The following is a 22,479-nucleotide window of genomic DNA, read 5'->3' as shown; positions in this document are numbered from 1 at the left end:
TTCAGCTACAACCCGTTGATTCGTTTGCCTTACATTCCATGCCTGCATCTGTGACAGCTCGTTTCTGAATCAGCCCGTTCGGGCTCGGGTTAGCGCCATGACCGTTAATCACCCAAAAATGTGCCAAATTTGAGGAGTATTCCGTTGAAAAATGGGCATGGCGCTCTCCCAAGTCTACTGAAGAATGACCATAGCTGCCAGGCGATACCAAAGGCAAGCGAGTGTCGTTGCGGCTTAAATCCGCCGCGGTTTACTACGGCGTGCCACGGTGGCGCCTATAGGAATTTCAACCGCGCCGTCGCTATATGCATACTCCCCCAGATGTTCAGTAATCTCGAGGTTGCGATGCTGGCAGTTCAAATTTGCCGATGGAGCCACTACCGTGTGGTATACATACATAGCTAAACCGATAGCTCAACCAGAACGCAGTCTAAGTGGGAGAATATCGGCATCTCCTGGATGCTCATACGCCGCCGCCGCGGGGTATCCCCTGCTGGGAAAATACGTGATGCAAAGTGGGGGCTGGTCAGTTGGATGATGCGTCGGTGTGCTTGGCCGATGAAGTAGGGCCGATCAATGTTCAGGATCTCTAGGAGGGCGAATTGACCGCTGTAATATCCGATAACTGTCAGACCCGGATATTGCATAAACTCGGTCTCTATCGTATTCTCACTGATCATTCCTGCAAATCCACTAAGATACGCTATGCCTGCGCCGACGACTCTGCATCCGCTTTTTGAAACCTACGCCCGCTTCGGTGACCTAAATTTCAGCTCACTTAAGCATGAGTTACCGTGCATTAATGAGTACCTTTCGGCGTTCCCGCCCGAGATCCAAGCCGTTGAGGGTTATCGAGCCGTTCGGAGCTTTTTAAAATCCTATGCGGGAAATGAGTCCACCTTCAATTCCTACCGGACGCATGTTGAGCGATTGCTTCTATGGACACTTATCAAGTCAAAGGTTCCTCTGCTAGAGATGCGTCGTACTAATGCGGAAGAGTTTTTAGAGTTCTGTCTAGCGCCCGATCCCGGCTGGGTTAAGCCGGTCGTGAAATCTAGATTCATCCGAGTAGGTACCCGCAGAAAGCTAGCAACTGACACGTATACGCTTAATCCAGACTGGAGCCCTTTCAGTCAATCTGTTTCTAAAGAAGAACGAAAGCGCGCGAAAGAAGAGAGCCGCCCTATTCTTCAAGAAAACTACAAACCCGCGCAAGGCTCAATCGCGCAAATTTTTGCTGTCTGCGGTAGTTTTTTTCAACATGCCATTGATGAAGGTTTCTGTGAGCACAACCCGTTCAGGGCGGTGAAACAAAAGAGCAAGTACAAGCAGCGTACAACAGGAGAGCATGAGAGCCGCATCCTGACTTCGTTGCAGTGGGATTTCGTTTTGGAAACGGCCGAGCAATTGGCTACTCAGAACCCCAAGTATGAAAGAACCTTGTTCATTGTTGCGACGATTTTTGCTATGTACCTGCGTGTCTCCGACTTGGTGGGGAGGGAGAACTGGACGCCAAGTATGGGGGATTTGCGCAAGGATGGAGCTGGCAACTGGTGGTATCACGTCGTAGGTAAGGGTAACAAAGCAGGCAAGATAAGTGTACGAGATGACTACGTAGAGAATTACCTAAAGCGTTGGCGCGTGCATCAGGGCCTATCTCCCCTCCCCGGTTTCAGGGAAACCACTCCTTTAATTGCCACCCAACGCGGACGAGCCGGACTGTCAGATCGGCATGTCAGATTACTGCTGCAAGAGGTATTCGACCGAGCATTGGAACGTATGCAGGCGGAAAATTGGGCTGACGAGGACGTCAGTAGACTGCGTGCAGCTTCACTTCACTGGCTCCGTCATACATCAGCAACTTTCGATGCCCCGTATCGAGACATGAAGGACCTTCAGGTTGATCTTCGACATAATAGCTTAAGCACCACACAGAATGTGTACTATAACTCAGAGGATGAGAAAAGAGCTTACTCTATCAAGCGTTTACCTATGAAAGAACGCACTTGATAAATATCCAGTTGATTTATTAGGTATCTCGTATAAAGCCCTCGAAACATAAAAGATTGAAGCGGCTAAGTTTGAAGAGCATTTCGAGTGAGTCGAGCATGGCTCTTGATGAAAAAGGGTTTCAGTTCAGCGCTAGCACACCTGAAGTTGCTCAATACATTTTTAGATATCGTAAAACAAAATTTTGCCATTGGCCATGATTTCGATCGGTGATCGTCGCTCAAAAAAGGAACCATGGTTTTTAAAACCCCGAAAGCCCTAAAAATTTGCCGGATTGTCTAAAACTGTAAGCTAACATGCATGCAGACCGAGCACCATCCCCATGCGCTGCTGCTGATCAAAATCGAAACTGCGGCCCGCATCCGCGTCTTGCTAAACTCGATGGAAAGTCGAGGCGGCGACACGGAGAATGCTGCATGCCTGGGCAGATGTCGCTTTCCAAGTGTGAATGATCCGTAGCCCGTTCGGCCTGCGCTGAAGAAAAACTTCAGTTCACTCGTGTATGTACGGTACATCAGATGGCGGGCCGCTAGGTCCGATGGGTGTGTCCGACCAGCAGCCGCCACTCATACGTTTTGGTAGTCAGAGGTAAAAATATGGTCTTCGCAATTATTGAGGGGCGTTTCGCGTATCAATAAAGGCAGAGGCATCCACAGCTGCCTCGAGCTCCTCTGTCTCAGCCAGCAGCTGACGTATCAGTGTCTCGACTGAAACACCCTCTTTGACGGAATAACAAAGAGCCAGCATCGTGATGGGGTGAACGCTGAGCACCGAGCATAGATCTTCAAGCTTTTCCAAAGTGGGTATCGTCTTAGCTCGTTCAAGCAGGCTGATGTTCGTCCGGCTGCTTGAAATGGAAAAATCTTCTTGAGTCAGACGACGTAACGTCCTTACGCGACGAAGGACGTTAGCGAATGCCGATTTCAGTTCCATTTGTAGTCTCACAAAAGGAACGATAAGGCGGCATTGAACAATATATGACTACAACATATATTGTTCGCTGATGCTCAGGAGTGAAAAAAAATGCACCACAGCAGACTGTGTGAAAACCTAGCAATCTGCGCAGCGCTCAAAGAAAATGCTCCGTATCGAAAGATACAGAGCATTTTTCGTTATGGCCTACATCCAAGGTGAGTCCCGCAGCCAGACCAGCCTATTGCCATGCCAGTTCCCTGGCCATGGCTTGGTGCTTGAAAGGCTTGCTCATGTTTATCTGCATTCAGCTTTTACCCTTGATGTCTGGATCGGATTGTTCACCGCTGCATCCCCTCTGGCGGTCACATAACAAAGGCTCAGGGAGCGATAGGCATCCAGGATCAATTTCCCCGCCTGCTGACGAGCAACTACATGGGCCGGTGGCGCGCCATTCCTCCATTTTCGCGTAGCATTTTGCATATACAGCGCGCGCGAAGGCGCATACATAATCTCGTTTTGGCTCACCGTCGGCGCAACGTGCCCCATTTGCCGAATAAGCTTTGAGGTTTTCACGACGCCAAAACCGCTTTTCCCTCCCTTCGCTTCACCCACCACGAGCAATGCTTGCGATGCCCCAGGTAACCGTCCTGATGGCTGTCAGTGATGCTCAGAAAACCGTCGAATACATCACCGGCTCCAGCAACAGCCAATTGATTGCGGCGTTGATCATAAGTGCCAATCTGGGTACGCAGTAGCAGAGGCCCACTATCTCTCCCGGTTGGTGAGACAAAGTTTACCGCGCCTCCAAGTGCATTGGAGCCGTACTCCAGACCGCTGGAGCCTCGCCACACCTCTATGTACTTCGCTGCCAGAGGCTCTATTGACTGGAAGTCACCACTGCCGTCGGCGTGATTCAGCGGGATGCCATCCTGGTAAAGCTCAATGCCGCGCATCAAAAAGCCACGTTGAATGCCCGAGCCCCGAATGGAAAAACGAGCCTCATCGCCGTGACGGCTCTGCGCCAAGACACCTGGCGCAAAGCCCAAGGCGTCAACTGCCGTGGTAGCTCGCCCGCTACGGTAACTTTGAGCATCGATAACTGCGGTGCTGGCAGCTCGGCTCTCAAGCTTCGCGCGCGCGCTCGTCAGGTCTGGCTGCACATTGATCCTGTTGCCAACAATATCCAGCGGATCAAGCTCGATTTTCGCAGGCAAACCGTGTACTGCATCAGCAGCTCTCAAGTGGCTCAGAGGCATGAGCAAGAAAAAGCAAGACAGCAGTGCGCATGAGTGAACTGGTAAATCAGTTCGTCGTTGTAAGAGCATCATCAGTATCTCCACTGCACAGCCACTTCGAGGCTGCGCGGCTCACCCAGGTAATACTGAGTGTTGGTCTGATGAATGAAGCGTGCATAGGTCTCGTCCGTGAGGTTACGCAAACGCGCACTCAGCTCTGTATGCGCATCGAGGTCATGCTTGAGGAGCAATCCGTAGACCGTGTAGGACGGCACCCACATAGTGTTGGCGGTATTGGCGTAGACCGAAGAGACGTAGCGCGCATCAGCGCCGACCTGCCACTGCGGTGCCAAATCGTACGTCAGCCAGAGGTTGGCCGTGCGATCCGGAATGTTCACCGGGTTCTTACCCTTGCGTGAAAGCACCGCGCCGGCGACGGTCTCATTGAATTCGTCGTATTCGGCCCTCACCCAGGCGAAATTACCGGCAGCCAACAACTGGGGAGTTATCTTGAACGATGCCGCCAACTCGATACCCGTAGAGGTCTGCTGGCCTGCCTGCTCGGTGGTGTTCTGCAGTGTGGAAGAGGGTACAGAAATGTTCTTGCGCACGATTCGATAGGCTGCTGCTGTGGCAGATCCGCGGCCATCAAGGAAGTCGAATTTGCTGCCCACCTCAATCTGGCGTCCGGTGCTCAAATCGAAGTCGCCGACCTGGCCGATGCTTGCGCTGGTCAGGGTTCCGCCTGGCGGCTCGGCCGAGGTGCTGTACTGGGTGTAGAGGCTGGCGCTATCGGTCACGTCATAGACCAGACCTGCCCGGCCGGTAAAGGCGTCCCAGCGGCGATCAAGTGAACTGCGCGCCGTGTGGTCGACAATCTCGAAATCAATGTGGTCATAGCGAAGTGCTGTAACCAATGCCAGTCGATCCGTCAGGCGCGTGCGATTTTCCATAAAAGTCGACGTGGTATCCGTCCAGGTGCTGCGGCCCTTGGTACGTGCGGCATCCATGCCGGGGATGTCGAGAAACGCACCTGGAGCGAAACTGCCCGGGTCTACCGCAACGCCGAAAGACCCATTGATGGACAGCGGATAGTTGACCTGTTTGTTGCGGCTGTATTCCATGCCAAAGGCCCAGTCACTGGCCATCCCAAACAACTCCCCCGCGTGCGTCAGCTCCAGACGATTGCCGTTCACCTCCTGATCATGACGCTGGCGATAGCCTGCAGAGCGAGCCACGGCGTTGTTACCCGCGTTGAAGCGATAGACCTCAAGATTGCGGTAATCGCGCTGACCGTCATAGTGATAGAAGGTATTGCGAACCCCGGTAGCATCATCGAAACGGTAGTCGGTGATCGACCGCAGCCAACGAGTTCTCTGCTCGTAGCGCCCATCATCGACGTTATAGTTTTTGAAACGGTTGTGCTTATCAATATGAAGTTTGCCGCTCAGTGGCTGTAACACTGGCGAGCCCCAGTACGGGCTGTCTTCCTGCTCCTCCAGATACTCGATGGCGAGTGTGTGGGAAAGCTGGTCGTTGATATCGCTCAGCAGGGAGAACGCCAGATTGCCAGCTCCATTCTCCTGACGATCGATATAACCATTGGTGTGCGTGCGACTGTAGTCCAGACGCGCATAATGGCGAGCTCCTTCCCCCTCGTTGAGCGCCTGGTTGACGCCGATGGCGGTCTCCCAAGTGTCGTAGCGCGAGTAACTCACCCTTCCCTCAAGACTGTCCTTGTCACGGCTGGCCAACTTGGTGATGAAATTCAGGCTACCGCCCACCGCACCACTGCCATTGAGAAAGGAAGATGGCCCGCCCAGTAGCTCAACTTGATCGTAAATCCATGATCCGACAGGACGCGCAGCGGCTCCGTATTGCAAATTAATGCCGTTGAACAACTGACCAATCTGCGCACCATTGAATCCACGATAGGCCACATAACCTCCCCAACCAGGTGGTGCGGATGCATTCACGCCAGGCAGCGCATTAGCAGCATCCTGAAAGTTGCGCGCTCCGATACGTTCCATGGTCTGGCGGTCTGCCACGCTGACCGATGCGGGGTTCTCGCGCGCACTGAGCGTTAGACGCGAGCCGCTCTCGATGGTCTCGTCCAGGTTGAGAGCGGTCGCCTCAACGGGTTCGGCAGCAGAAGTGGATATCTTAATGTCGGGCAGTTTCAAGGAATCATCTTGAGCCCAAGCAAGGGGGCTGCTGCCAACGAGCAGCGCCAGAGTCGTCATGCGAAACATAGAGAGCTTCCAGTTTTTCATTCGATAAGTGCTCAGGCTGTCTGCAAAGCAGCCAGCCTGGACAATAAATTTCAGAGCAACGGAAGCCCCAAGGGGGATGCACGAGGGTTTGCTGGAGGCCACCGGTAACGATTTAAGCGCGAGAGATACAACCTGGCGTAAGGTCGCGACTTGTCGATTGTGAGCAGGCCCCATAAACCGAAGAATGCGGCGAGAACAAGGGCACTGAAAAGACTAACCAGTGCGCAACTGGAGCCCGGGGTTGAGGCTGTCGTGGCTAGGCCAGAGTCGTCGAGATCAGCCCCAAAATTGCCATCAAGGGAACAATATTCCCCCCCAACGCTGGCGAGCTGTAACCCAGCCATTTGACCGTGGCCGATCGCGCAGGAAAAAGAACTGAATAGGATGGATACATAGAGAACCCATGCCACGAGCGAGCGTTCATTGCGTGCGATTTTCATGAAGCGAGACGTCACCAAGGTAAGGTTTCATGCACAGATCAACTACATCGTTCTGCGCGGTTAACCCGGTATTAAAGGGCTGAAAAATTGAGCACATGTCAGTACAAACCAGAATGATGACAGCCGCGCAAAATCTCTCACCTGCGACGTTCTGTCGCACTATTTTTCAGTTTCAGCCAGGAATGGGCCGACGACGTGAAGACTCGCCACATTCGGTAAATTCCCAGGCCAAGACGTGACAGGTTGTCGCATGCCTGATACCCATTTAGTACGAGTTGAGAATGCTTATGGTTTGATCATAAAGGCCTTCGAAACTCCAGAACCCTTCTCAAGGTAATCCGCTGTTAATGAAGATTTCGGAGTGGAATGGAGAGCCCATCCACTGCTTAGGCTCAGCCATGCTCCGATCATGCGAAGCCTAAACACTGGCAGGACATCTCCTTAACACAGAGTCATCGACGACCTGCCATTCGACTGTGTCAGGGGATGGGCAACCAGCGGCGAAATCCAGCGCCCCCCTTCCCTGTCAAAGGACACCAGGCGAAGTCCCAAGGCGTAGGTGGAAACTCCTCTTGTTCAGGGTCAAAGCCTACGCCTGAACGTGGAGCTATTTTCCAGTCAAACACCCTCATCGGAGAACCTTCCCAAGCCAACACCAGTCCCCTAGCCTGGCTACCATCTGTGCTTATCCAGCGGGCGGCCGCTGCAGTCATGAAGGCATCGATGTGCTCCTCACTTATTTGCTTCTGGTAGGTTGAGGTCAGTAACCAGCGACAAACACTGAGGTAGTAAGTCCAGTTCAGCGGTGGATGGTTACGGTAAGCCCACGTCATAAAGCTGCGAAATATATTCAAGCCATCGGGAGGATCCAGCTTCAGCAACCTAGGACAAACATCAAACAGCGTGTGCCAGTAAGGCAGTAAACGAGCGTCCAAGTGAACAAAACAGCGTGCGTTGCTGGGATAGTCAGGAAATGGCAACAGGAAATCGCCACCACTGCCCATCCGCGAGGCCTTGCTGACCAGCCGCGAGGCCCCGGAAGGGGTAATTAAATCGCGCATGCCAGCCTCCATTTGATAGCCGCAGGCGGGTTATCAGAAGCTGGAAAACTAAAAGTTCTTCCTTCGAAAGTGCTGAATCTGCAATGCGGATAATCGAAAACTCGAGCCATAAGCCTTCTTTCCCGAGACGATTGGACGACGCCCGGCAGCGTTCGCAACAGTAAAAATCTGGCGATAAGCGGGCGACGAAAAATAAGCGACAGCCGATGATCAATCGGCCACATGCAAACGTCAGATCAGAGGGGAAGCGCGAGGGTTGGCCGACGGCCAGGAATATCGTGGGGGTGCCTTACAGCGCAGCTCACGACCAAGGCGTGGCTTTTGGACGATTCGCAGGAGCCAGATCAGGCCAAGGAGAAAGACGATGCTTAACGTAACCGCAGAACAGATTGGACAGACAAGACTACCGGCCCAACCGCTGGGTGATTGGTCAGAGAAATCCGGACTCTCGGTAGGAATTCTGTTGCCCAACGTGGAGCAGAACTCGCCACCTATGCCATTGAGGGTGAGCCCACTCATCTGCCCATGTCCCAAACCGCAGGCAAAAACGTTGAATAAGACGCAAAAGTACAGCGTCCAAGCAACGAGCGAGCGGTTTAGTAGGGAGGATTTCATGGCGGCGATGCTGATACCAAATTATGGAGGGCTTGAAGATCGGGAGATGCTGATCAAGCCCACCACCCAACGATACCCACGATTACAGCCATGAGTCTATCACGGGAATTTGGGTGGTTTCACACAGGATTAACTCTCACCTAAAAGGCTATCGGCGTGCCGTCTGCGAAGATGGCGAGACATCACGCAACACTGGGGCACCTCTCTGGCCCACAATTCGACGCGCTCCCGCATCTCGCCAGCCGTTACACGAATAGCCTGGACGACAGGGCCAAAACCTTCAGATGCGTGTGGGCTACTCAAGAGTCACCGACGGGCACACCTGCTTTTTATAGACTCAGTGCAAGGTGGGAACCCATTCGCTAACGATTTTAGATTTTGCTCATCTGCGTACGGCAGAGCCTTTCTGGGCTAGTCACCTGCGACAGGATGTCGCGGGAAGTTTGGCAAGCTCATTCAAACGAAGCTCAACGCACAGCATGCGTCACAATGTCGCAGGTTATGAAAGGGTGCTGGCATTGTTAGACTTTTCGCCCGACCTCCAGTAGGTCAGAAAAATATCCCAAATGATGATCAATGGTTCACGTCTGACCTAGCGTTAAGTCGAGACCTATCGATAAAAACGATTTCGGTAGCAAACAATATTTTTTAAGTGACGCGTCCCTACAGTTGACTGAATTGATGGGCGATCCAAGAGGCATTATTCCATGAGCGTTTTCATGACTCGCCGCAAGGTGGTTGCAGGGATGGGGTTACTCAGCTTGAGCATCTTGACTGGGTGCGATACCCGCGAGGAATTGACGTACAAACACGGCAAAAATCTGAGTAATCAGATCCTTGGGCGCTCATTTAAATTAAAAGACACTAACGGCGACCTCAGAATGCTCTCGAGTTATCGAGGGATGATCCCCTTGGTATTCTTCGGATTTACACAGTGCCCCGCGATTTGCCCGACGGCTCTGGCTCGCGCAGTACAAATCAAAAAACTGATGGGCAAGGATGGCGACAGACTTCAGATCATCTTTATCACGCTGGATCCTGAACGCGATACACCAGCCGTGCTCAACGCTTACGTGAAAACGTTTGATCCGTCATTTGTCGCACTTTACGGGACACTCGAAGAAACTGCGGCCACAGCCAAAGAGTTTGGCGTGTTCTACGAAAAAATCCCCAGCGGATCAACCTACACGTTATCCCATTCGGCGACGAGCTATGTATACGACATCAGGGGAACCCTACGTCTTGGATTGTCTCACTCGCTTTCAGCACAAGAGTGTGCAGAAGATTTGCTTACCGTCATGAAGGTGTCCTAATGAACTCAACTCTCAATCAAGCCAGCATTACTCAACGCGTCAGACAGTTCATACTTGGGTTTTCACTGCTGGGACTGGCTTGCCAAGTTTCAGCCCAGACGCAAGTAGAAGATGTGTGGGCTCGCGCTACAGTCGCAGGGCAGCAGGCGACCGGCGCGTTCATGACTATTACATCAAGCAGCGACAGCAAGCTGCTCAGCGCCCAGTCTCCGGTCGCCAAAATTGTGCAGCTTCACCTGTCAACCATGAAGAACGACGTGATGAGCATGCAACCGGTAGAGTTTATCGACTTGCCTGCTGGCAAGCCGGTCACCTTGGATCCCCACAAATATCACGTCATGCTGATTGACCTGGTTAAGCAAGTCAAAGAAGGTGACAAGGTACCGCTGACGCTAACGGTAGAGAATGCCAGAGGTGAGAAGGAGTCGATAACGGTTGAGGCAACAGCGCGGGCTCTGAACATGCCGGATCACAGCAAGATGCATTGATGAGCTTAAAGATGTACATAAGTGACGCGTAACTAAATAAACGTCACTGATTCCAGCTCACTTTGATAGATGCATAGAGTTTTCCTAAAAGATCGCCGTCAATACGGACTTGTGACAGTGGCTAGAAGCACCAAGCACTTTATCTACTACAGTCGCGAGCCCTCTAATAACAAATGATGAGCGAAGGCTTGGCTTAGCTGAACATTTTAAGAAAGAACGGAGTGCAGTATGAAATATTTAGCTATTTTGGCCATCGGCCTGCTTCCCATCTCAGTAGGGGCCGCTCAGGATCCTGAAACTGTTTTCAATCAGTCATGCGGCATATGCCATAACGGTCAATTACACACTGCGCCTAAAAAGGGAGATAAAAGTGCTTGGGCGCCTCGCCTCGACCAAGGAATGGATCTCCTCGTCGAGCGAGTCACTACTGGATACAGCGTGATGCCCCCTAAAGGTCTCTGCATGCAATGTACACCAGACGATTACAAAGCAGTTATCGAGTGGATGGCTAAATAAGCAGCCTCCTCCGTGATCCTCTTAAGTTACTTGACTTCGATGGACTCAACCTCCCCTCGCCTAAGTTTAAGCATCCACCAATTTACCTTCACGATTTCACTTTAGCAATAATGAAGACCGATCTCTAAGTTCTTGTCCCATTCGCGACTTACCTTACCCATATATTCACAGATGTGGGCTTCTGACGTCTGTCAACACGCACAAGTCAACAGGTGATCCATCGTCCCGAACATTGTTTACGTAACGATCCAGGTGAAATGTGTATAAAACAAACTTATCGATAATTAACAGCAGTTTTTTCTACCTTTTTACGATGTGGATACGACTAACCTAGGCTTCATCGACTCAAGCCGATAGAGAATAAGAAATCATGCCCAGCGTTCTGATTATTGAAAGCAGCGCTCGCCAACAGGAGTCAGTTTCTCGCCAACTGACCCAGCAATTCATCAGCCAGTGGCGGTTTGCGCATCCGACTGATCGGATCATTATCCGTGACGTGGCCCTCACCCCCATACCTCATATTGACTCAAACTTGCTAGGTGGCTGGATGAAGCCTGCTAGAGAGCGCAGCAACCAAGAGCAGCTTTGCTTGGAGCGTTCCGACAAGTTGACTAATGAGCTACTTGCAGCTGACATGCTGGTCATCGCCGCGCCAATGTACAATTTCGACATTCCAAGCACTCTCAAGGCTTGGCTTGACCATGTGATTCGAGCTGGGGTGACGTTCAAATACACGCCCACTCTTACCCAAGGCTTGTTGATTGGCAAGCGCGCAGTCGTTTTAACCGCCAGAGGCTGAATTCATGCCGATGACAGTTCGGATCATCAAGAGCCATACCTACGTCAGGTACTGTCTTTCATAGGCATTCACGACATCACGTTTGTTCACGCAGAGGGGATTAACCTCAGCAGTAACTTTCGTGAGAAAGGTATCAAATGCGCCACATCATTGCTGGCACGCATCATTTGAGCTATTTCATGCGGAATTTGATTCCAGCTGATCTTCGCATTGAACCTTGTGCAGTTAACGTCTCGCCTCATTCTAACAGCCGTTAGCGAACGCTCACGGCGCGCTCTTGCAATGGAGTGCGCCGTGAAGCTTAGAGCCTCAGCCTTTCGGGAAGCCAGCGAGCGCGTCTGCTTTCTTCGTAAATTCCGCCACCAGTTCGATCATCGCAGTCCTCACATGCGCCGGAGCGGTCTTCATAGAGCCCGCGTTGAACGGAGGATCGGGGTCGTACTCGCTCATCAGTTGGGCGCACTCGGCGTAGGTCTGGTCGCGTAGTTCCGCAACCATACTCAAGCCGAAATCCAGTCCTGCCGTTACACCAGCGCCGGTAATCCGGTTGCGGTCGCGCACAACACGCGCTTCGGTAGGAATCGCACCGAACCCGGCTAGCGCATCCCGGCACGACCAGTGCGACGTCGCCTTGTAACCTTTCAACAACCCCGCCGCACCTAGGATCAACGAGCCCGAGCAGACACTTGTGATGTATTTCGCGCGTGCGCCACGATCAGCCATAAAAGCCAGGGTCTCGGCATCAGAGGCTGCTGCCAGAGTGCCGTCCGTGCCTCCCGGCGCAAACAGCACTGTCAGGTCGCGAGGACAGGTGCCAAAGGTGGCGGTAGGTACAATCGCTAATCCCGCATCGCTCGTCACTGGGTCCAGCGACTTGGCAACAATATAAATCTTGGCGCCCATGAGCGAACCAAACATGCAGTGCGGCCCCACGAGATCCATTACGGTCATGCCTGGATACACCAGCATTGCGATTTGCTCGTCGCCCATCCAGGGTACTTTGTTCATGTCGGGGCCCATATCCGGCATCGCATGTGGGTGCATGGGCTTGTCAGCAGCCGAGGCTTTGAGGGTGATGCTGGCCGCCAACGGTGCGAGCAACGCACCAATTACTAGGTTGCGACGTTGGTTGTCGATCATGATGGGGTCCTTAAAAGCTGGCTGTCAGCGTCAAAAAAGCTGAGCGTGGTTGGGTCGGTAATACCACTGGCGAACCCAGATATTGGTAAGTCTCGAAGACCTTGCGACCGGTCAGATTGACCGCTGATACGGAGACCGTGTAATGGTCAAACTCGTAGGAAGTCTGTGCATCGAGCAGTGCATATCCCGGCACAGAGACGGTATTGGGCAGGGTCAGCTCGCGTGCGCTGAGCGCAGTAATACCTGCACCAAAACCCAGTCCCTTGGCAGCACCATCGAGTATTCGATAGCGGGCTGCGAGACGACCGCTGTACCGAGGTACGCGTGGCAATCCGGCACCAATCGGAATCGAATTGTCGTCTGTCACTTCTGCCTGGGTGTAGGCATAGCTGGTCAGCAACGAAAAGGCCGGAATCGGCTCCCAAACCAAATCTGCCTCTACCCCCCGAGCGCGTTGCTCGCCGCTTTGCACAGAGTAGCCGAGAATCGCGTTTGCAGGATCGGGATCAGGAGTCGACACGTTGCGACGAGTCTGTTCGAACACCGCGAGGGTGCCGGAAAGCCCCAAATCGTTAAACGCCATCTTGATGCCCGCCTCATAGTTGCGAGACAACTCAGGCTTCGGTGTCTCGCGACCGTTGTAGTTGTACGCACCTCTAAAGCCGGTAGAGTAAGCCGCATAAAGCGCGAGACTGTCGGTCAGGTCATAGGTGATGCCAAGGCGTGGCGTCACACGATGATATGAAGTATCAATACCTTGCTCTTGTTGCTTGAGGTCGAGTTGGGTCAGGCGCAACGATCCCAACAGATGTAAGCGGCCGTAGGTCGCTTGATCCTGAATGTAGAGAGCTTTTGTCTCGTAGCGGTTGGTCTGGGAAACTATTGTTTCGGGCGTCGCTCCGTAGGAAACCCCGTAGCTCGGATTGGCCAGATCAAGCTCGCCGATCAGCTCGGCGTTGGATACTCCCGATGCGAAGTCTGTACGGTCATAACTGGCGCCCACTAAAAGTTCGTGGCTGCCGCCCAGAGCCTCGACCCGGGTGCCCAAGTTAGTATCCAGCGTGCTTTCACGAACGTCTCCTGGCAGGTAGAGCTTGAAAATCGGATACACCGTTGGCGTCGCAGGGCCAGCCCCTAGAAGCTCTGGATAAACAAAGCTTCCATAGTCACGAAACTTGCCTTCGTAATACTGAGCGGTGACGGCAAGTCGTGTGTCCTCATTAAACTCATGAGTGAGTTCGGCGGTAGTTGTACGATTCTCGATGGTGGTGTGCGGCTGCCCACTGGTAGCGCCCGGGAAAGCCTTGCGGTCAATATGCCCACTCAACGCCTGGGCGGATGGCAGGCCAGAAAATTCCAGCTGACTGCGATCCTCGTACCTGCCGCGCAGCAGCAACTCGGTATCTGGCGAGAGCTGAAACGCGATGCTTGGCTGTATTGACCATTGGTGGCCGTTGACGTGATCAATCCAGCTGTCATTTTCCTGGTAGTCAGCGGAAAACCGTGCGGCGACTTTGTCCCCAATGGGTGTGTTGAGATCAACCGACGGATTCACCGTACCGAAGCTACCGGTGCGCATCGAAACAAACGCACTCGGCTCGGCCTCGGGACGTTTCGAAATCACGTTGATCAAGCCGCCCAGCGGCGCGCCGATCCCGCCTCCGTAAAGGGTCGATGTTGGGCCTTTGAGCACCTCGATACGCTCGGTGCCGATCAGACTGGTCGGATCGATGCTCGCCGCTGTGCCACCGAAGGCCGGCAGCCCGTTCATATAAATTTCTGCAGGAAAACCGCGCACGATGGGTTGCGCGAACAGTGCCTCCTGAGGCTTGGTCGCTCTCACACCCGAGACATTAACCAATGCGTCGGAAAGCGAGTGGCTACCCTGCTCTCTAATCATCGATTGGGTGACAACTTGTACCGACTGCGGGACTTCGATCAAGGGCGTATTGGTGCGCGTGGCCGAAGTAGAAGTGGGTGCGGAATAGCCTTCGCGCGCCCCTGTAACGGTGATAGGTTCCAACGTCCAAGTCTGTAGCCTTTTGGGGGTTGGTGATGAACCGACGGTGCCGTCCTCCGGCTGCGAGGCATGGGCAATGACGGGTAATGCCAGCCCCAGAAACATACAAAACGCATGGCGCCAACGCAGACACGATGGGTCAATGTGAAACAGCGGCTTGTTCTTGGTGGAGTACATGGGTTCATCCGATGAATGTCAGGTGTTGGCCAAGCGCGCATGAACAGTCAGCATCACTACGTACGAGGGCCCGTTGATGCAGAGTCGGTAATGCGTGTTCAGCAAAAAATGGGGTGACGTTCAAAGGTTGATAGGTGGGGCTCGGCTTCGCGCACCAGGGAACACCGGTGGTGCTGTTTGACGAGTGATAAAGCGGGCAGGTAGATACTGTAACGGTGGGACAGTTAGCCGAAAGCCAGCCAGATTTGACTCGATGAGCGCTGGGTTTTGGAACAGCAGCGAACAATAGCCGCACTTTTCCCAAACGATCAGATCATGGTGCCTGTCAGCAGAGCCATGGTGCGACATCTGGCTCATGCCAGGCATGTCGTGGCACTCCATGCCCGCCATGCTCATTGACTGGCTTTTACCATGGACAAGGCTGATCCCCTGACTGATCAGCGGGCCGACAAATATCATCAGCATGGCGAAAAGACTCAGCCACGCTCCGATAACTGGACGCTCACGGACTGGCAGGCGCTCTACTCTTCGCGCACAGCGTTCGATAACGGCGGTTGCCCGTCGTATCCAGGGATGGGCATCCACTGTCGCAGTCCAGCGGAGCCCTCGCCTGCTAATGGGCACCAGGCAAAATCCCAGGGCGTTGGTGGAAACACCTGCTGCTGAGGGTCTACTTCATCGCCACGACGAGCCTCGACTTTCCAGTCAAACACCCGCAGCGGCGAGCCTTTCCACGCCAACACTAGCCCGCGAGCCGGGCCGTCGTCAGCCTCTACCCAACTGGCTGCTGCAGCAGTCATGAGGGCCTCGATATGTTCCTCGCGTATATGCTTCTTAAAAGATGAAGTGAGCAACCAACGACATACACTCAGGTGGTAAGTCCAGTTCAGGGCCGGGGAATTGCGGCATGCCCACTTCATGAAACTGCGAAACATGTTCAAGCCTTCCGGAGGATCCAGCTTGAGCAACGCAGGACATACATCGAACAACGCGTGCCAGTGCGGCAGTAGCCGGACATCCAGGCGAGTAAAACAACATGCATTGCTAGGGTAGTCAGGACACAACTGCAGCAGATCGGCACGACTGCTAGTGCGTAATTTTTTGCTGACCAGTCGCGAAGCCCCTGAAGGGATAGCTAGAGAGCGCATACCACCCTCCAGACCAACACTTGCGACTTATACGAGACAAAAAAACTTAACGTTATTCCTTCGAGAACTCTAAATATGCAATCTGGAAAATCGAAAACGCAAGCCATAAAGCCCTCCTTCCCAAGACGATTGAGCGACGCCCAGCACCGGTCGCATCAGCGACAATCTGGAGAAAAACGGACGTCGAAAATTAAGCGGTAGCCGATGATCAAATCGGCCACATGCAAACATCAGATCAGGGGAGAAGCGCGAGGGTTGGCCGACGGCCAAGAGTATCGAGGGGGTGCCTTGCAGCGAAGCTCACGACCAAGGCGTGGCTTCTGGACGATTCGCAACAGCCAGATCAGGCGCAGCAGAAAAACGATGCTTAATGTCACAGCAGAACAGATAGGGCAGACAAGACTACCGGCCCAACCGCTGGGCGACTGGTCAGAGAAATCCGCACTGGCGATCGGGGCCTTGCCACCTGATACAGAGCAAAACTCACCGCCGATACCATTGAGTGCGAACCCGCTCATCTGGCCATGACCCAAACCACAAGCGAACACATTTAACAGCACGCAAAAGTAAAGTGCCCATGCAACGAGCGAACGATTGGGTAGGGACAATTTCATTGCCACAAGATTAACATCGAAGCGTGCGGGCTTGAAGACCACGAACCCAGGATCTACCCAAATATGAAAAATCAGCCGACCCTATTACCGGTCAACCTGGACGCAGGAGGGCTACCTGCTTTTGCAGTTCCGTTCATGGTGTGCGGATTCCACGCCATCTGGACACTCAGCCCACCAACATCCGGACACCCGTTCCACGATCATCCGGACAGGCAGTCGGAGCGCAGCGACGCAGGTTCGCATTGTTAGTCTGAAGTCCCTGCCGTCGTCAATTTCGTTGCGCGTCTGCGCATCGACTCGCCCTTCAGTTCGATCCGATAAGCGTTGTGCACCAGCCGGTCGAGGATCGCGTCGCCCAAGGTCGGATCGCCGATTAGCGCATGCCATTTGTCCACCGGCATCTGGCTGGTGACCAGTGTCGAGCGGTTGCCGTAGCGGTCGTCCAGCAGCTCAAGCATGTCGCGTCGTCGCGCGGCAGTAAACGGTGCCAGGCCCCAGTCGTCCAGGATCAGCAGGTCGGTCTTGGCGTAGCCGGCCATCAGTTTGGCGAAGCGGCCGTCGCCATGGGCCAGGCCCAGCTCCTCCATCAAGCGCGGCAGGCGCAGGTAACGCACGCTGTAGCCGTCGCGGCAGGCCTTGTGGGCCAGCGCGCAGGCGAGCCAGGTTTTGCCTACGCCAGTTGGCCCGCCGATGATCAAGTTCAGGCCATCACGCAGCCACTGGCCACCGCCCAGTTGCAGGATCATGGCCTTGTCCAGGCCACGCGGGCTGCGGTAGTCGATGTCTTCCAGGCAGGCGTTGTGGCGCAACCGCGCCGCTTTGAGGCGAGTGGTCAGGCGGGCGTCTTCGCGCTCGGTCACCTCGCGGTCGACCATCAGGCCGAGGCGTTCATCGAAGCTCAAGTCATTGATATCGGGCGTTGCGTGTTGCTCGCCCAGCGACTTGATCATGCCGTGCAGGCGCAGGGTTTGTAGCTTGTCGAGCGTTGGATTCGGTAGCATTTCGAAGCTCCTTTCTCAGGTCAGTGGTAGTAGTCCGGGCCACGCAGGTTGATGTGCTCGTCGGGCAGTAGCGGCAGGTTTTGCTGGGCCAGCGGCAGGCGCTCCAGCCCTTGGCGCAGGATTGATTCCAGGCTTTTGTAACTGCATGCGCCCAGTGCCAGCGCACGCTGGCACGCGGCTTCCAGCCGCGCTTCGCCGTGCTGTTTGCTCAGGCGCAGGATGCCCAGGCAGGCGCGGAAGCCTTGCTGTGGGTGGATTCGGCGTTCGAGGATGTAGGCGATGACGCCAGTGGTGTTGGGCCCGGTCTGCTCTGCCCAGCGGATCAGCCGTTGCGGCGTCCACTCAGCATGTTCGCGGTGGCTCTTGGGCATGTGCTCGGTTTGAGTGGTGTGGCGGCCTTTGTGCAGCGAGCGCAAGTGGCTGGCCACGCGCTGGTTGGCGTGGAAGCACTCGACGGTCTGGGCGGTGAGTCGTACTTCGAGTTGGTGCTTCACCAGCTGGTACGGCACCGAGTAGAAGTGGCCATCGACCTCGACGTGATAGTCGATATGGACGCGTACCTTTTTCCATTCGGCATAGACGTACGGGTGTTCCGGCAGCCCTTGCAGCGCCGGTTGGTCGAGGGCCTCGAAGGCTGACCGGCGTGAGCCGGGCAGCTTTTTGAAGGGCTTGTGGTTGAGGCGATCCAGCAGTAGCGCGATGGCTGTATTGAATTCGCCAAGCGAGAAGAACTGGCGGTTGCGCAGCACCGCCAGGATCCAGCGTTCGACTACTTGCACGCCGACTTCGACTTTGGCTTTGTCCTTGGGCTTACGCGAGCGAGCAGGCAAGACGGCGACGCCGTAATGCTCGGCCAGATCGCGGTAACTGGGGTTGATATCCGGCTCGTAACGGTGCGCCTTAGTCACGCCACTGCGCAGATTATCGGGCACCAGGATCTGCGTTGTGCCGCCGAAAAAAGCAAAGCATCGGACGTGCGAGCCCAGCCAGTCGGGCAGTTTCTGCGACCAGGAGGCCTCGGCAAAGGTGTAGCTGGACGCGCCGAGAACGGCGACGAAGATCTGCGCTTGGCGGATCTCGCCGGTTTGCCGGTCGATGACCGGCGCTGTTTGCCCGGCGTAATCAACGAACAGCTTTTCGCCAGCACGGTGTTCCTGACGCATGACCACGTCGACCTTGGCGGCCCAGAGGCGGTAGTGCTCGCAGAACCAGCTGTATTGAAAACCTTGCGGGTGAGCGAGTCGATATTCCTGCCAGAGCAGGGCCAGGGTTACGCCGGGGCGGCGCAACTCGGTGTGTACCCATGCCCAGTCGGGCATTGGGCGCTGGTCGGTCGGCACCGGCACTGTTGGTGGAAACAGCCGTCGATTCAACTCAGCGTCAGAAATATCGATGGGCCACTGAAGCCCACTGGCGGCAAACCGGCAAAGGTAATCCCCTGCACTCGAATGGCCGATGGATAAGCTGGCGGCGATCTTGCGCACGGACAGGCCGGCGTCGAACTTTAGGCGTAGTACCTCTCGGATTTTACGCATGGATAAGCGCTCCACGACGACCTCTTAGCTTCGAAAAAAGAGGTCGATAGTAGTGAATAGTCCTGCGTTGCTGCCTGCCTGAAAGTGTCCGGATGGCCGTGGAATCGGTGTCCGGATGCTTGTGGAATGAGTGTCCGGATCAGCGTGGAATCAGTGTCCGGATGTCGGTGGAATGGGTGTCCGGATGGTCATGGAATCCCCAATAGTGCATAACGTCGAAGCTCCAAATTCAAACGCACAGGGAACGCGCATGGGTATCAAAATGAGCTCCGCTTCTGATCAGAACAAGCAAGAGTGGGAAGCGGACACCTACCAAAAGGGCATGGGCGCCGAGCCCCTGCAGTGCACGCACTGCGCAACACCGGTGGCTCATAACCCGCCCCACACCCGAGAAATGCATGACAAGTCGGTATTCGTGCAAGGTTACTTTCGGCTTCTGCCCAAGGGCGCGCACAGTGCCAACTGCCCATTTGGGGTGGACGAAGAAATCACCAAAATAGCCAAGACATCTGAAGGCTTAATTGAAAGCCTCCAGAAGGATAGGTACCAGATGCGGCTGGTCATGATCAAGGAAGCACTGGAGGGGGCCGGCACGCCCAAGAAAACAGATGGCGGAACAAGGGCCACTGCCGGCCGAAAGTATACCCATAACCCTGGCCTGCTGCCCGCTTACATCAACTCAGCTAACCGTGCGCTGAAATGTAAGCGATCCACCAACCACACCTACCATCAGATGCGGCTTCCGTTTATCTTGGCATTTCCGGTGAGCAGTTCCACGGCAGCAACGCCTCATAGTCGGCCACCGACTGCGCAAGTGGCAACCTCTCCAGTACGTGGCGCAGCCACGTATAGGGCTCCTGGCCGTTGACCTTGGCGGTCTCGACCAAGCTATAGATCTGTGCACTGGCGGTGGCGCCTTTAGGCGTGTCGCTGAACAGCCAGGCTTTGCGCCCAATAACAAACGGCTTTATTGCGCGCTCTGCCGGGTTGTTGTCGATCGGTAAAAAGCCGGCTTCCACGTAACGCTTCAGCCGACTCCAGTTATTCGCCAGATAACCAACTGCCTTGCCCAGCACGCTTTGCGGCGTCACGTGGGACTGAGTTTTATCCAGCCAGCTTTTCAACTGAGCCAAGATTGGCAGGCTTTTCTCCTGCCGACCGGTAAAGCGCTGTTCGTCGCTGCCGTCTTTCAATTCGCGCTCGATACCGTACAGCTTATTGATCATCGTCAGCGCGATATCGGCACGCCCGGTCTTGCCCTTAGGTTGCACTTTTTGTGCTTCGACAAATTTGCGCCGCGCATGGGCCATACACGCCAAGCGCTCCACGCCCGGTTGTAACGCCAGCGCGTTATAGCCCGCGTAATCATCAGTCATCACATAGCCGCGATAACTTTCCAGCAGCCGTAACGGTACGTCCTGCGCGCGGCTGGAAGTGTAGTCGAACAATACGACTTTATGATCTGGAGGCCCGCTGGCCTGTACCCACATCCAGGATTGGCTGGTCGGGTCTCGATCTGGTTCTTTCAGTACCTGAACGCGGGTTTCGTCACAGTGGATGACCGGGCTTTCCAGCAATCGATCACGCATCAGATTTAACAGCGGCTGCAAATGTTCGCCGCACTGGATAATCCAGCGGGCCAACGTTTGACGCGGGATTTCTATGCCATGTCGGCTTAGCACCGTTTCAAAACGATGCAGCGGCAAGCCGTCGACATACTTGGTGGTCAGCAGCATGGCCAACACGCTGGGGCTGGCCATGCTCTTTTCAATCAACTGCGCAGGCTTGCCGGCTGTGACCGGTGCCGACTCACAGCCACGACAGCCGTAGACTTTGCGGATGTGTTTGATCACCCGAATCTGCATCGGCACGATATCCAGTTGCTCGCTGGTTTCCTCGCTGACGACATGCTTGCGGCAACCGCAGGCACAGGTCAGTTCGTGTTCGGGCAGCTCGTGGATGACTTCAATGCGCGGCAGATCAGCCGACAGTGGCTTGCGCTTGCCACGGCGTGGCGCAGGAGCAACTACTTCCTCATCAGCATCGCCGACCGGGAGCATAGGCTCGCTTTCAGGTTCATTGAACAAGGCAAGTTGAGGGGTATTAGGCTCGACGGTTTGTTCGGACTTTCGACCAAAAATACGGTCACGCAGCAGCTTGATCTGCTCTTTGAGATCAACGATGTGAGTGGCGTAGGCGTCTTTAACTTCCTGTTCGCGCGAGCGTGCTTCGTAGCTCTCAAGCAGCATCTGTTTGAGCAATACGGGATCGTCAGGAAGGTTGTCGGGCAATGGTCGCATGCCCTGGATTATACCCGTCAGGCAACAAACCTTGGAGTCAAAATCTTATGAGGACGGTTGCGCCACAGATCAAATCCATCCAGCAGCCAATTCAATTCCTGAACCGTCAGCACAATGGCTTCGTCGACATCATCTGGCGAGATTTTGAAACGCTCGGACTCGAGACGCTTGAGCCAAAGGCAGAAGCCGTTACGCTCCCAATACAAAATCTTCACTCGATTCCGGGATTTGTTGAGAAAGACAAAGAGCACCGGATCAAAGACCGCCACTTTAATATCCAACTCGACCAAAGCAGCTAAGCCATCGATGGATTTTCTGAAATCCACGGGTTTGGGATAGAGGTAGACTTTCTCGACTTTGGCGTCGGGTCGCATCATGGTGCTGGCTCCTGAAAGAAAACGGGAGCACAGCATCAGGCGTCAGCCAGTGGCTTGAAATGTGGGGTTCGTGGATCGGATACGTTCGATGCCTACATGACTACCACCAATAATCGTCACGGCCCTACATACGGGCTATTGCTTCAGCACCGCTATGAAAACCGGAAAATCAATTTTCATATGCTGATGAGCGCCGACGACTTCCAGCAACGTCCCTGCGCGCTATGGGACTTCCTGCAAAACTACATGGACACCAGCGGCCCGATTCCGGACATTCCGTTGTTCGAGCCGTATCGGCACCTGGACCCGGTCACCGCCCGTTACGATCAGCAGCGCGGCCGCAACCCTCGCTACTGGATCGACATGGATGACGCCACGTTCAATGCCGAGGTTGATGCCATGTGGCAGCGGGTTTATGCGATTGACACGTTTAGCCGCCCCAACCTTATGGCGCGATATGTGGATTACGGTTCGTGAAATCTTGTGTCGGCTATATCGTGGC

General features: G+C 54.4%; 20 protein-coding genes and 2 pseudogenes. 6 read left to right on the top strand and 16 right to left on the bottom strand.

Features of this window, described 5'->3' with window-relative positions:
* The first annotated feature begins 705 nt into the window (after positions 1 to 705).
* Positions 706 to 2,010 (top strand): tyrosine-type recombinase/integrase, encoded by a 1,305-nt coding sequence (locus tag PSPTO_RS14780; RefSeq protein ID WP_011104235.1) that lies wholly within the window; start codon positions 706 to 708, stop codon positions 2,008 to 2,010.
* Positions 2,011 to 2,619: 609 nt separating this feature from the next.
* Here PSPTO_RS14780 and PSPTO_RS14775 read toward each other — a convergent pair.
* From PSPTO_RS14775 to PSPTO_RS14745, 7 genes are all read right to left on the bottom strand, one after another.
* Entirely contained in the window at positions 2,620 to 2,943 is a 324-nt protein-coding gene (locus PSPTO_RS14775; protein WP_011104234.1) for a helix-turn-helix domain-containing protein, read from the bottom strand.
* A 276-nt stretch (positions 2,944 to 3,219) separates the two neighbouring features.
* Complete coding sequence (locus PSPTO_RS14770) at positions 3,220 to 3,498, bottom strand: hypothetical protein (RefSeq protein WP_162491843.1); 279 nt, start codon at positions 3,496 to 3,498, stop codon at positions 3,220 to 3,222.
* A complete protein-coding gene (locus tag PSPTO_RS14765) occupies positions 3,495 to 4,253 on the bottom strand; it encodes a Plug domain-containing protein (RefSeq protein ID WP_226992631.1) in 759 nt (252 codons plus the stop codon). The genes PSPTO_RS14770 and PSPTO_RS14765 overlap by 4 nt, the downstream gene beginning before the upstream one ends.
* A complete protein-coding gene (locus PSPTO_RS14760; RefSeq protein WP_046463781.1) occupies positions 4,253 to 6,412 on the bottom strand; it encodes a TonB-dependent receptor in 2,160 nt (719 codons plus the stop codon). The genes PSPTO_RS14765 and PSPTO_RS14760 overlap by 1 nt, the downstream gene beginning before the upstream one ends.
* 71 nt (positions 6,413 to 6,483) lie before the next feature.
* Entirely contained in the window at positions 6,484 to 6,873 is a 390-nt protein-coding gene (locus PSPTO_RS14755; RefSeq protein ID WP_007249562.1) for a DUF2946 domain-containing protein, read from the bottom strand.
* 479 nt (positions 6,874 to 7,352) lie between these two features.
* Positions 7,353 to 7,934, bottom strand: coding sequence for a putative natural product biosynthesis protein (locus PSPTO_RS14750; RefSeq protein ID WP_007249561.1), 582 nt, complete (start codon positions 7,932 to 7,934; stop codon positions 7,353 to 7,355).
* Positions 7,935 to 8,165: 231 nt separating this feature from the next.
* On the bottom strand, positions 8,166 to 8,549 hold the full coding sequence (locus tag PSPTO_RS14745) for a DUF2946 domain-containing protein (RefSeq protein ID WP_080394021.1): 384 nt from the start codon (positions 8,547 to 8,549) through the stop codon (positions 8,166 to 8,168).
* 707 nt (positions 8,550 to 9,256) lie between these two features.
* Here PSPTO_RS14745 and PSPTO_RS14740 point away from each other — a divergent pair.
* From PSPTO_RS14740 to PSPTO_RS14725, 4 genes and pseudogenes are all read left to right on the top strand, one after another.
* Positions 9,257 to 9,862 carry an SCO family protein gene (locus tag PSPTO_RS14740; RefSeq protein ID WP_007249559.1) on the top strand — a complete coding sequence of 202 codons (606 nt, stop codon included), beginning with the start codon at positions 9,257 to 9,259 and terminating at the stop codon, positions 9,860 to 9,862.
* Positions 9,862 to 10,350 (top strand): copper chaperone PCu(A)C, encoded by a 489-nt coding sequence (locus tag PSPTO_RS14735; RefSeq protein ID WP_007249558.1) that lies wholly within the window; start codon positions 9,862 to 9,864, stop codon positions 10,348 to 10,350. The genes PSPTO_RS14740 and PSPTO_RS14735 overlap by 1 nt, the downstream gene beginning before the upstream one ends.
* Positions 10,351 to 10,578: 228 nt before the next feature.
* Positions 10,579 to 10,866 carry a c-type cytochrome gene (locus tag PSPTO_RS14730; protein WP_011104231.1) on the top strand — a complete coding sequence of 96 codons (288 nt, stop codon included), beginning with the start codon at positions 10,579 to 10,581 and terminating at the stop codon, positions 10,864 to 10,866.
* Positions 10,867 to 11,236: 370 nt separating this feature from the next.
* A pseudogene (locus tag PSPTO_RS14725) lies at positions 11,237 to 11,836 on the top strand (FMN-dependent NADH-azoreductase).
* A gap of 138 nt (positions 11,837 to 11,974) precedes the next feature.
* Here PSPTO_RS14725 and PSPTO_RS14720 read toward each other — a convergent pair.
* The 9 genes from PSPTO_RS14720 to tnpB all read right to left on the bottom strand — a co-directional run bounded on the left by PSPTO_RS14720 (position 11,975) and on the right by tnpB (position 21,977).
* Positions 11,975 to 12,805 (bottom strand): DJ-1/PfpI family protein, encoded by an 831-nt coding sequence (locus tag PSPTO_RS14720; protein ID WP_011104230.1) that lies wholly within the window; start codon positions 12,803 to 12,805, stop codon positions 11,975 to 11,977.
* A 10-nt stretch (positions 12,806 to 12,815) separates the two neighbouring features.
* Positions 12,816 to 15,002 (bottom strand): TonB-dependent siderophore receptor, encoded by a 2,187-nt coding sequence (locus PSPTO_RS14715; protein WP_011104229.1) that lies wholly within the window; start codon positions 15,000 to 15,002, stop codon positions 12,816 to 12,818.
* A 120-nt stretch (positions 15,003 to 15,122) separates the two neighbouring features.
* Positions 15,123 to 15,461 carry a DUF2946 domain-containing protein gene (locus PSPTO_RS14710; RefSeq protein WP_230692291.1) on the bottom strand — a complete coding sequence of 113 codons (339 nt, stop codon included), beginning with the start codon at positions 15,459 to 15,461 and terminating at the stop codon, positions 15,123 to 15,125.
* A 62-nt stretch (positions 15,462 to 15,523) separates the two neighbouring features.
* Positions 15,524 to 16,150, bottom strand: a complete 627-nt coding sequence (locus PSPTO_RS14705; RefSeq protein WP_046463778.1) for a putative natural product biosynthesis protein — start codon at positions 16,148 to 16,150, stop codon at positions 15,524 to 15,526.
* 230 nt (positions 16,151 to 16,380) lie between these two features.
* Positions 16,381 to 16,764, bottom strand: coding sequence for a DUF2946 domain-containing protein (locus tag PSPTO_RS14700; RefSeq protein ID WP_011104226.1), 384 nt, complete (start codon positions 16,762 to 16,764; stop codon positions 16,381 to 16,383).
* 245 nt (positions 16,765 to 17,009) lie between these two features.
* Positions 17,010 to 17,765 carry an IS21-like element ISPsy14 family helper ATPase IstB gene (gene istB, locus PSPTO_RS14695; RefSeq protein WP_011104225.1) on the bottom strand — a complete coding sequence of 252 codons (756 nt, stop codon included), beginning with the start codon at positions 17,763 to 17,765 and terminating at the stop codon, positions 17,010 to 17,012.
* 20 nt (positions 17,766 to 17,785) lie between these two features.
* On the bottom strand, positions 17,786 to 19,300 hold the full coding sequence (gene istA, locus PSPTO_RS14690; protein ID WP_004666649.1) for an IS21-like element ISPsy14 family transposase: 1,515 nt from the start codon (positions 19,298 to 19,300) through the stop codon (positions 17,786 to 17,788).
* Positions 19,301 to 20,046: 746 nt separating this feature from the next.
* Entirely contained in the window at positions 20,047 to 21,600 is a 1,554-nt protein-coding gene (locus PSPTO_RS14685) for an IS66-like element ISPsy5 family transposase (protein WP_003409202.1), read from the bottom strand.
* A gap of 17 nt (positions 21,601 to 21,617) precedes the next feature.
* A complete protein-coding gene (gene tnpB, locus PSPTO_RS14680) occupies positions 21,618 to 21,977 on the bottom strand; it encodes an IS66 family insertion sequence element accessory protein TnpB (RefSeq protein WP_003409203.1) in 360 nt (119 codons plus the stop codon).
* Between the two features lie 84 nt (positions 21,978 to 22,061).
* On the opposite strand from tnpB, the pseudogene PSPTO_RS14675 reads away from it, so the two are divergent.
* Positions 22,062 to 22,454 (top strand): annotated as a pseudogene (locus tag PSPTO_RS14675) (hypothetical protein); the annotation flags it as partial.
* Positions 22,455 to 22,479 lie beyond the last annotated feature (25 nt).

This window comes from Pseudomonas syringae pv. tomato str. DC3000 (assembly GCF_000007805.1).
GTDB lineage: Bacteria > Pseudomonadota > Gammaproteobacteria > Pseudomonadales > Pseudomonadaceae > Aquipseudomonas > Aquipseudomonas avellanae.
This window is presented reverse-complemented; position numbering and strand designations above follow the sequence as displayed.

Excerpts from the sequence above, each read along its gene's own strand:
- tnpB (WP_003409203.1), bottom strand. The coding sequence starts at position 21,977 with ATGATGCGACCCGACGCCAAAGTCGAGAAAGTCTACCTCTATCCCAAA.
- PSPTO_RS14720 (WP_011104230.1), bottom strand. The coding sequence starts at position 12,805 with ATGATCGACAACCAACGTCGCAACCTAGTAATTGGTGCGTTGCTCGCA.
- PSPTO_RS14755 (WP_007249562.1), bottom strand. The coding sequence starts at position 6,873 with ATGAAAATCGCACGCAATGAACGCTCGCTCGTGGCATGGGTTCTCTAT.
- PSPTO_RS14780 (WP_011104235.1), top strand. The coding sequence starts at position 706 with ATGCCTGCGCCGACGACTCTGCATCCGCTTTTTGAAACCTACGCCCGC.
- PSPTO_RS14750 (WP_007249561.1), bottom strand. The coding sequence starts at position 7,934 with ATGCGCGATTTAATTACCCCTTCCGGGGCCTCGCGGCTGGTCAGCAAG.
- PSPTO_RS14735 (WP_007249558.1), top strand. The coding sequence starts at position 9,862 with ATGAACTCAACTCTCAATCAAGCCAGCATTACTCAACGCGTCAGACAG.
- PSPTO_RS14765 (WP_226992631.1), bottom strand. The coding sequence starts at position 4,253 with ATGATGCTCTTACAACGACGAACTGATTTACCAGTTCACTCATGCGCA.
- PSPTO_RS14710 (WP_230692291.1), bottom strand. The coding sequence starts at position 15,461 with ATGATATTTGTCGGCCCGCTGATCAGTCAGGGGATCAGCCTTGTCCAT.
- PSPTO_RS14715 (WP_011104229.1), bottom strand. The coding sequence starts at position 15,002 with ATGTACTCCACCAAGAACAAGCCGCTGTTTCACATTGACCCATCGTGT.
- istA (WP_004666649.1), bottom strand. The coding sequence starts at position 19,300 with ATGCGTAAAATCCGAGAGGTACTACGCCTAAAGTTCGACGCCGGCCTG.
- PSPTO_RS14685 (WP_003409202.1), bottom strand. The coding sequence starts at position 21,600 with ATGCGACCATTGCCCGACAACCTTCCTGACGATCCCGTATTGCTCAAA.
- istB (WP_011104225.1), bottom strand. The coding sequence starts at position 17,765 with ATGCTACCGAATCCAACGCTCGACAAGCTACAAACCCTGCGCCTGCAC.
- PSPTO_RS14705 (WP_046463778.1), bottom strand. The coding sequence starts at position 16,150 with ATGCGCTCTCTAGCTATCCCTTCAGGGGCTTCGCGACTGGTCAGCAAA.
- PSPTO_RS14730 (WP_011104231.1), top strand. The coding sequence starts at position 10,579 with ATGAAATATTTAGCTATTTTGGCCATCGGCCTGCTTCCCATCTCAGTA.
- PSPTO_RS14700 (WP_011104226.1), bottom strand. The coding sequence starts at position 16,764 with ATGAAATTGTCCCTACCCAATCGTTCGCTCGTTGCATGGGCACTTTAC.
- PSPTO_RS14775 (WP_011104234.1), bottom strand. The coding sequence starts at position 2,943 with ATGGAACTGAAATCGGCATTCGCTAACGTCCTTCGTCGCGTAAGGACG.
- PSPTO_RS14745 (WP_080394021.1), bottom strand. The coding sequence starts at position 8,549 with ATGAAATCCTCCCTACTAAACCGCTCGCTCGTTGCTTGGACGCTGTAC.
- PSPTO_RS14740 (WP_007249559.1), top strand. The coding sequence starts at position 9,257 with ATGAGCGTTTTCATGACTCGCCGCAAGGTGGTTGCAGGGATGGGGTTA.
- PSPTO_RS14760 (WP_046463781.1), bottom strand. The coding sequence starts at position 6,412 with ATGTTTCGCATGACGACTCTGGCGCTGCTCGTTGGCAGCAGCCCCCTT.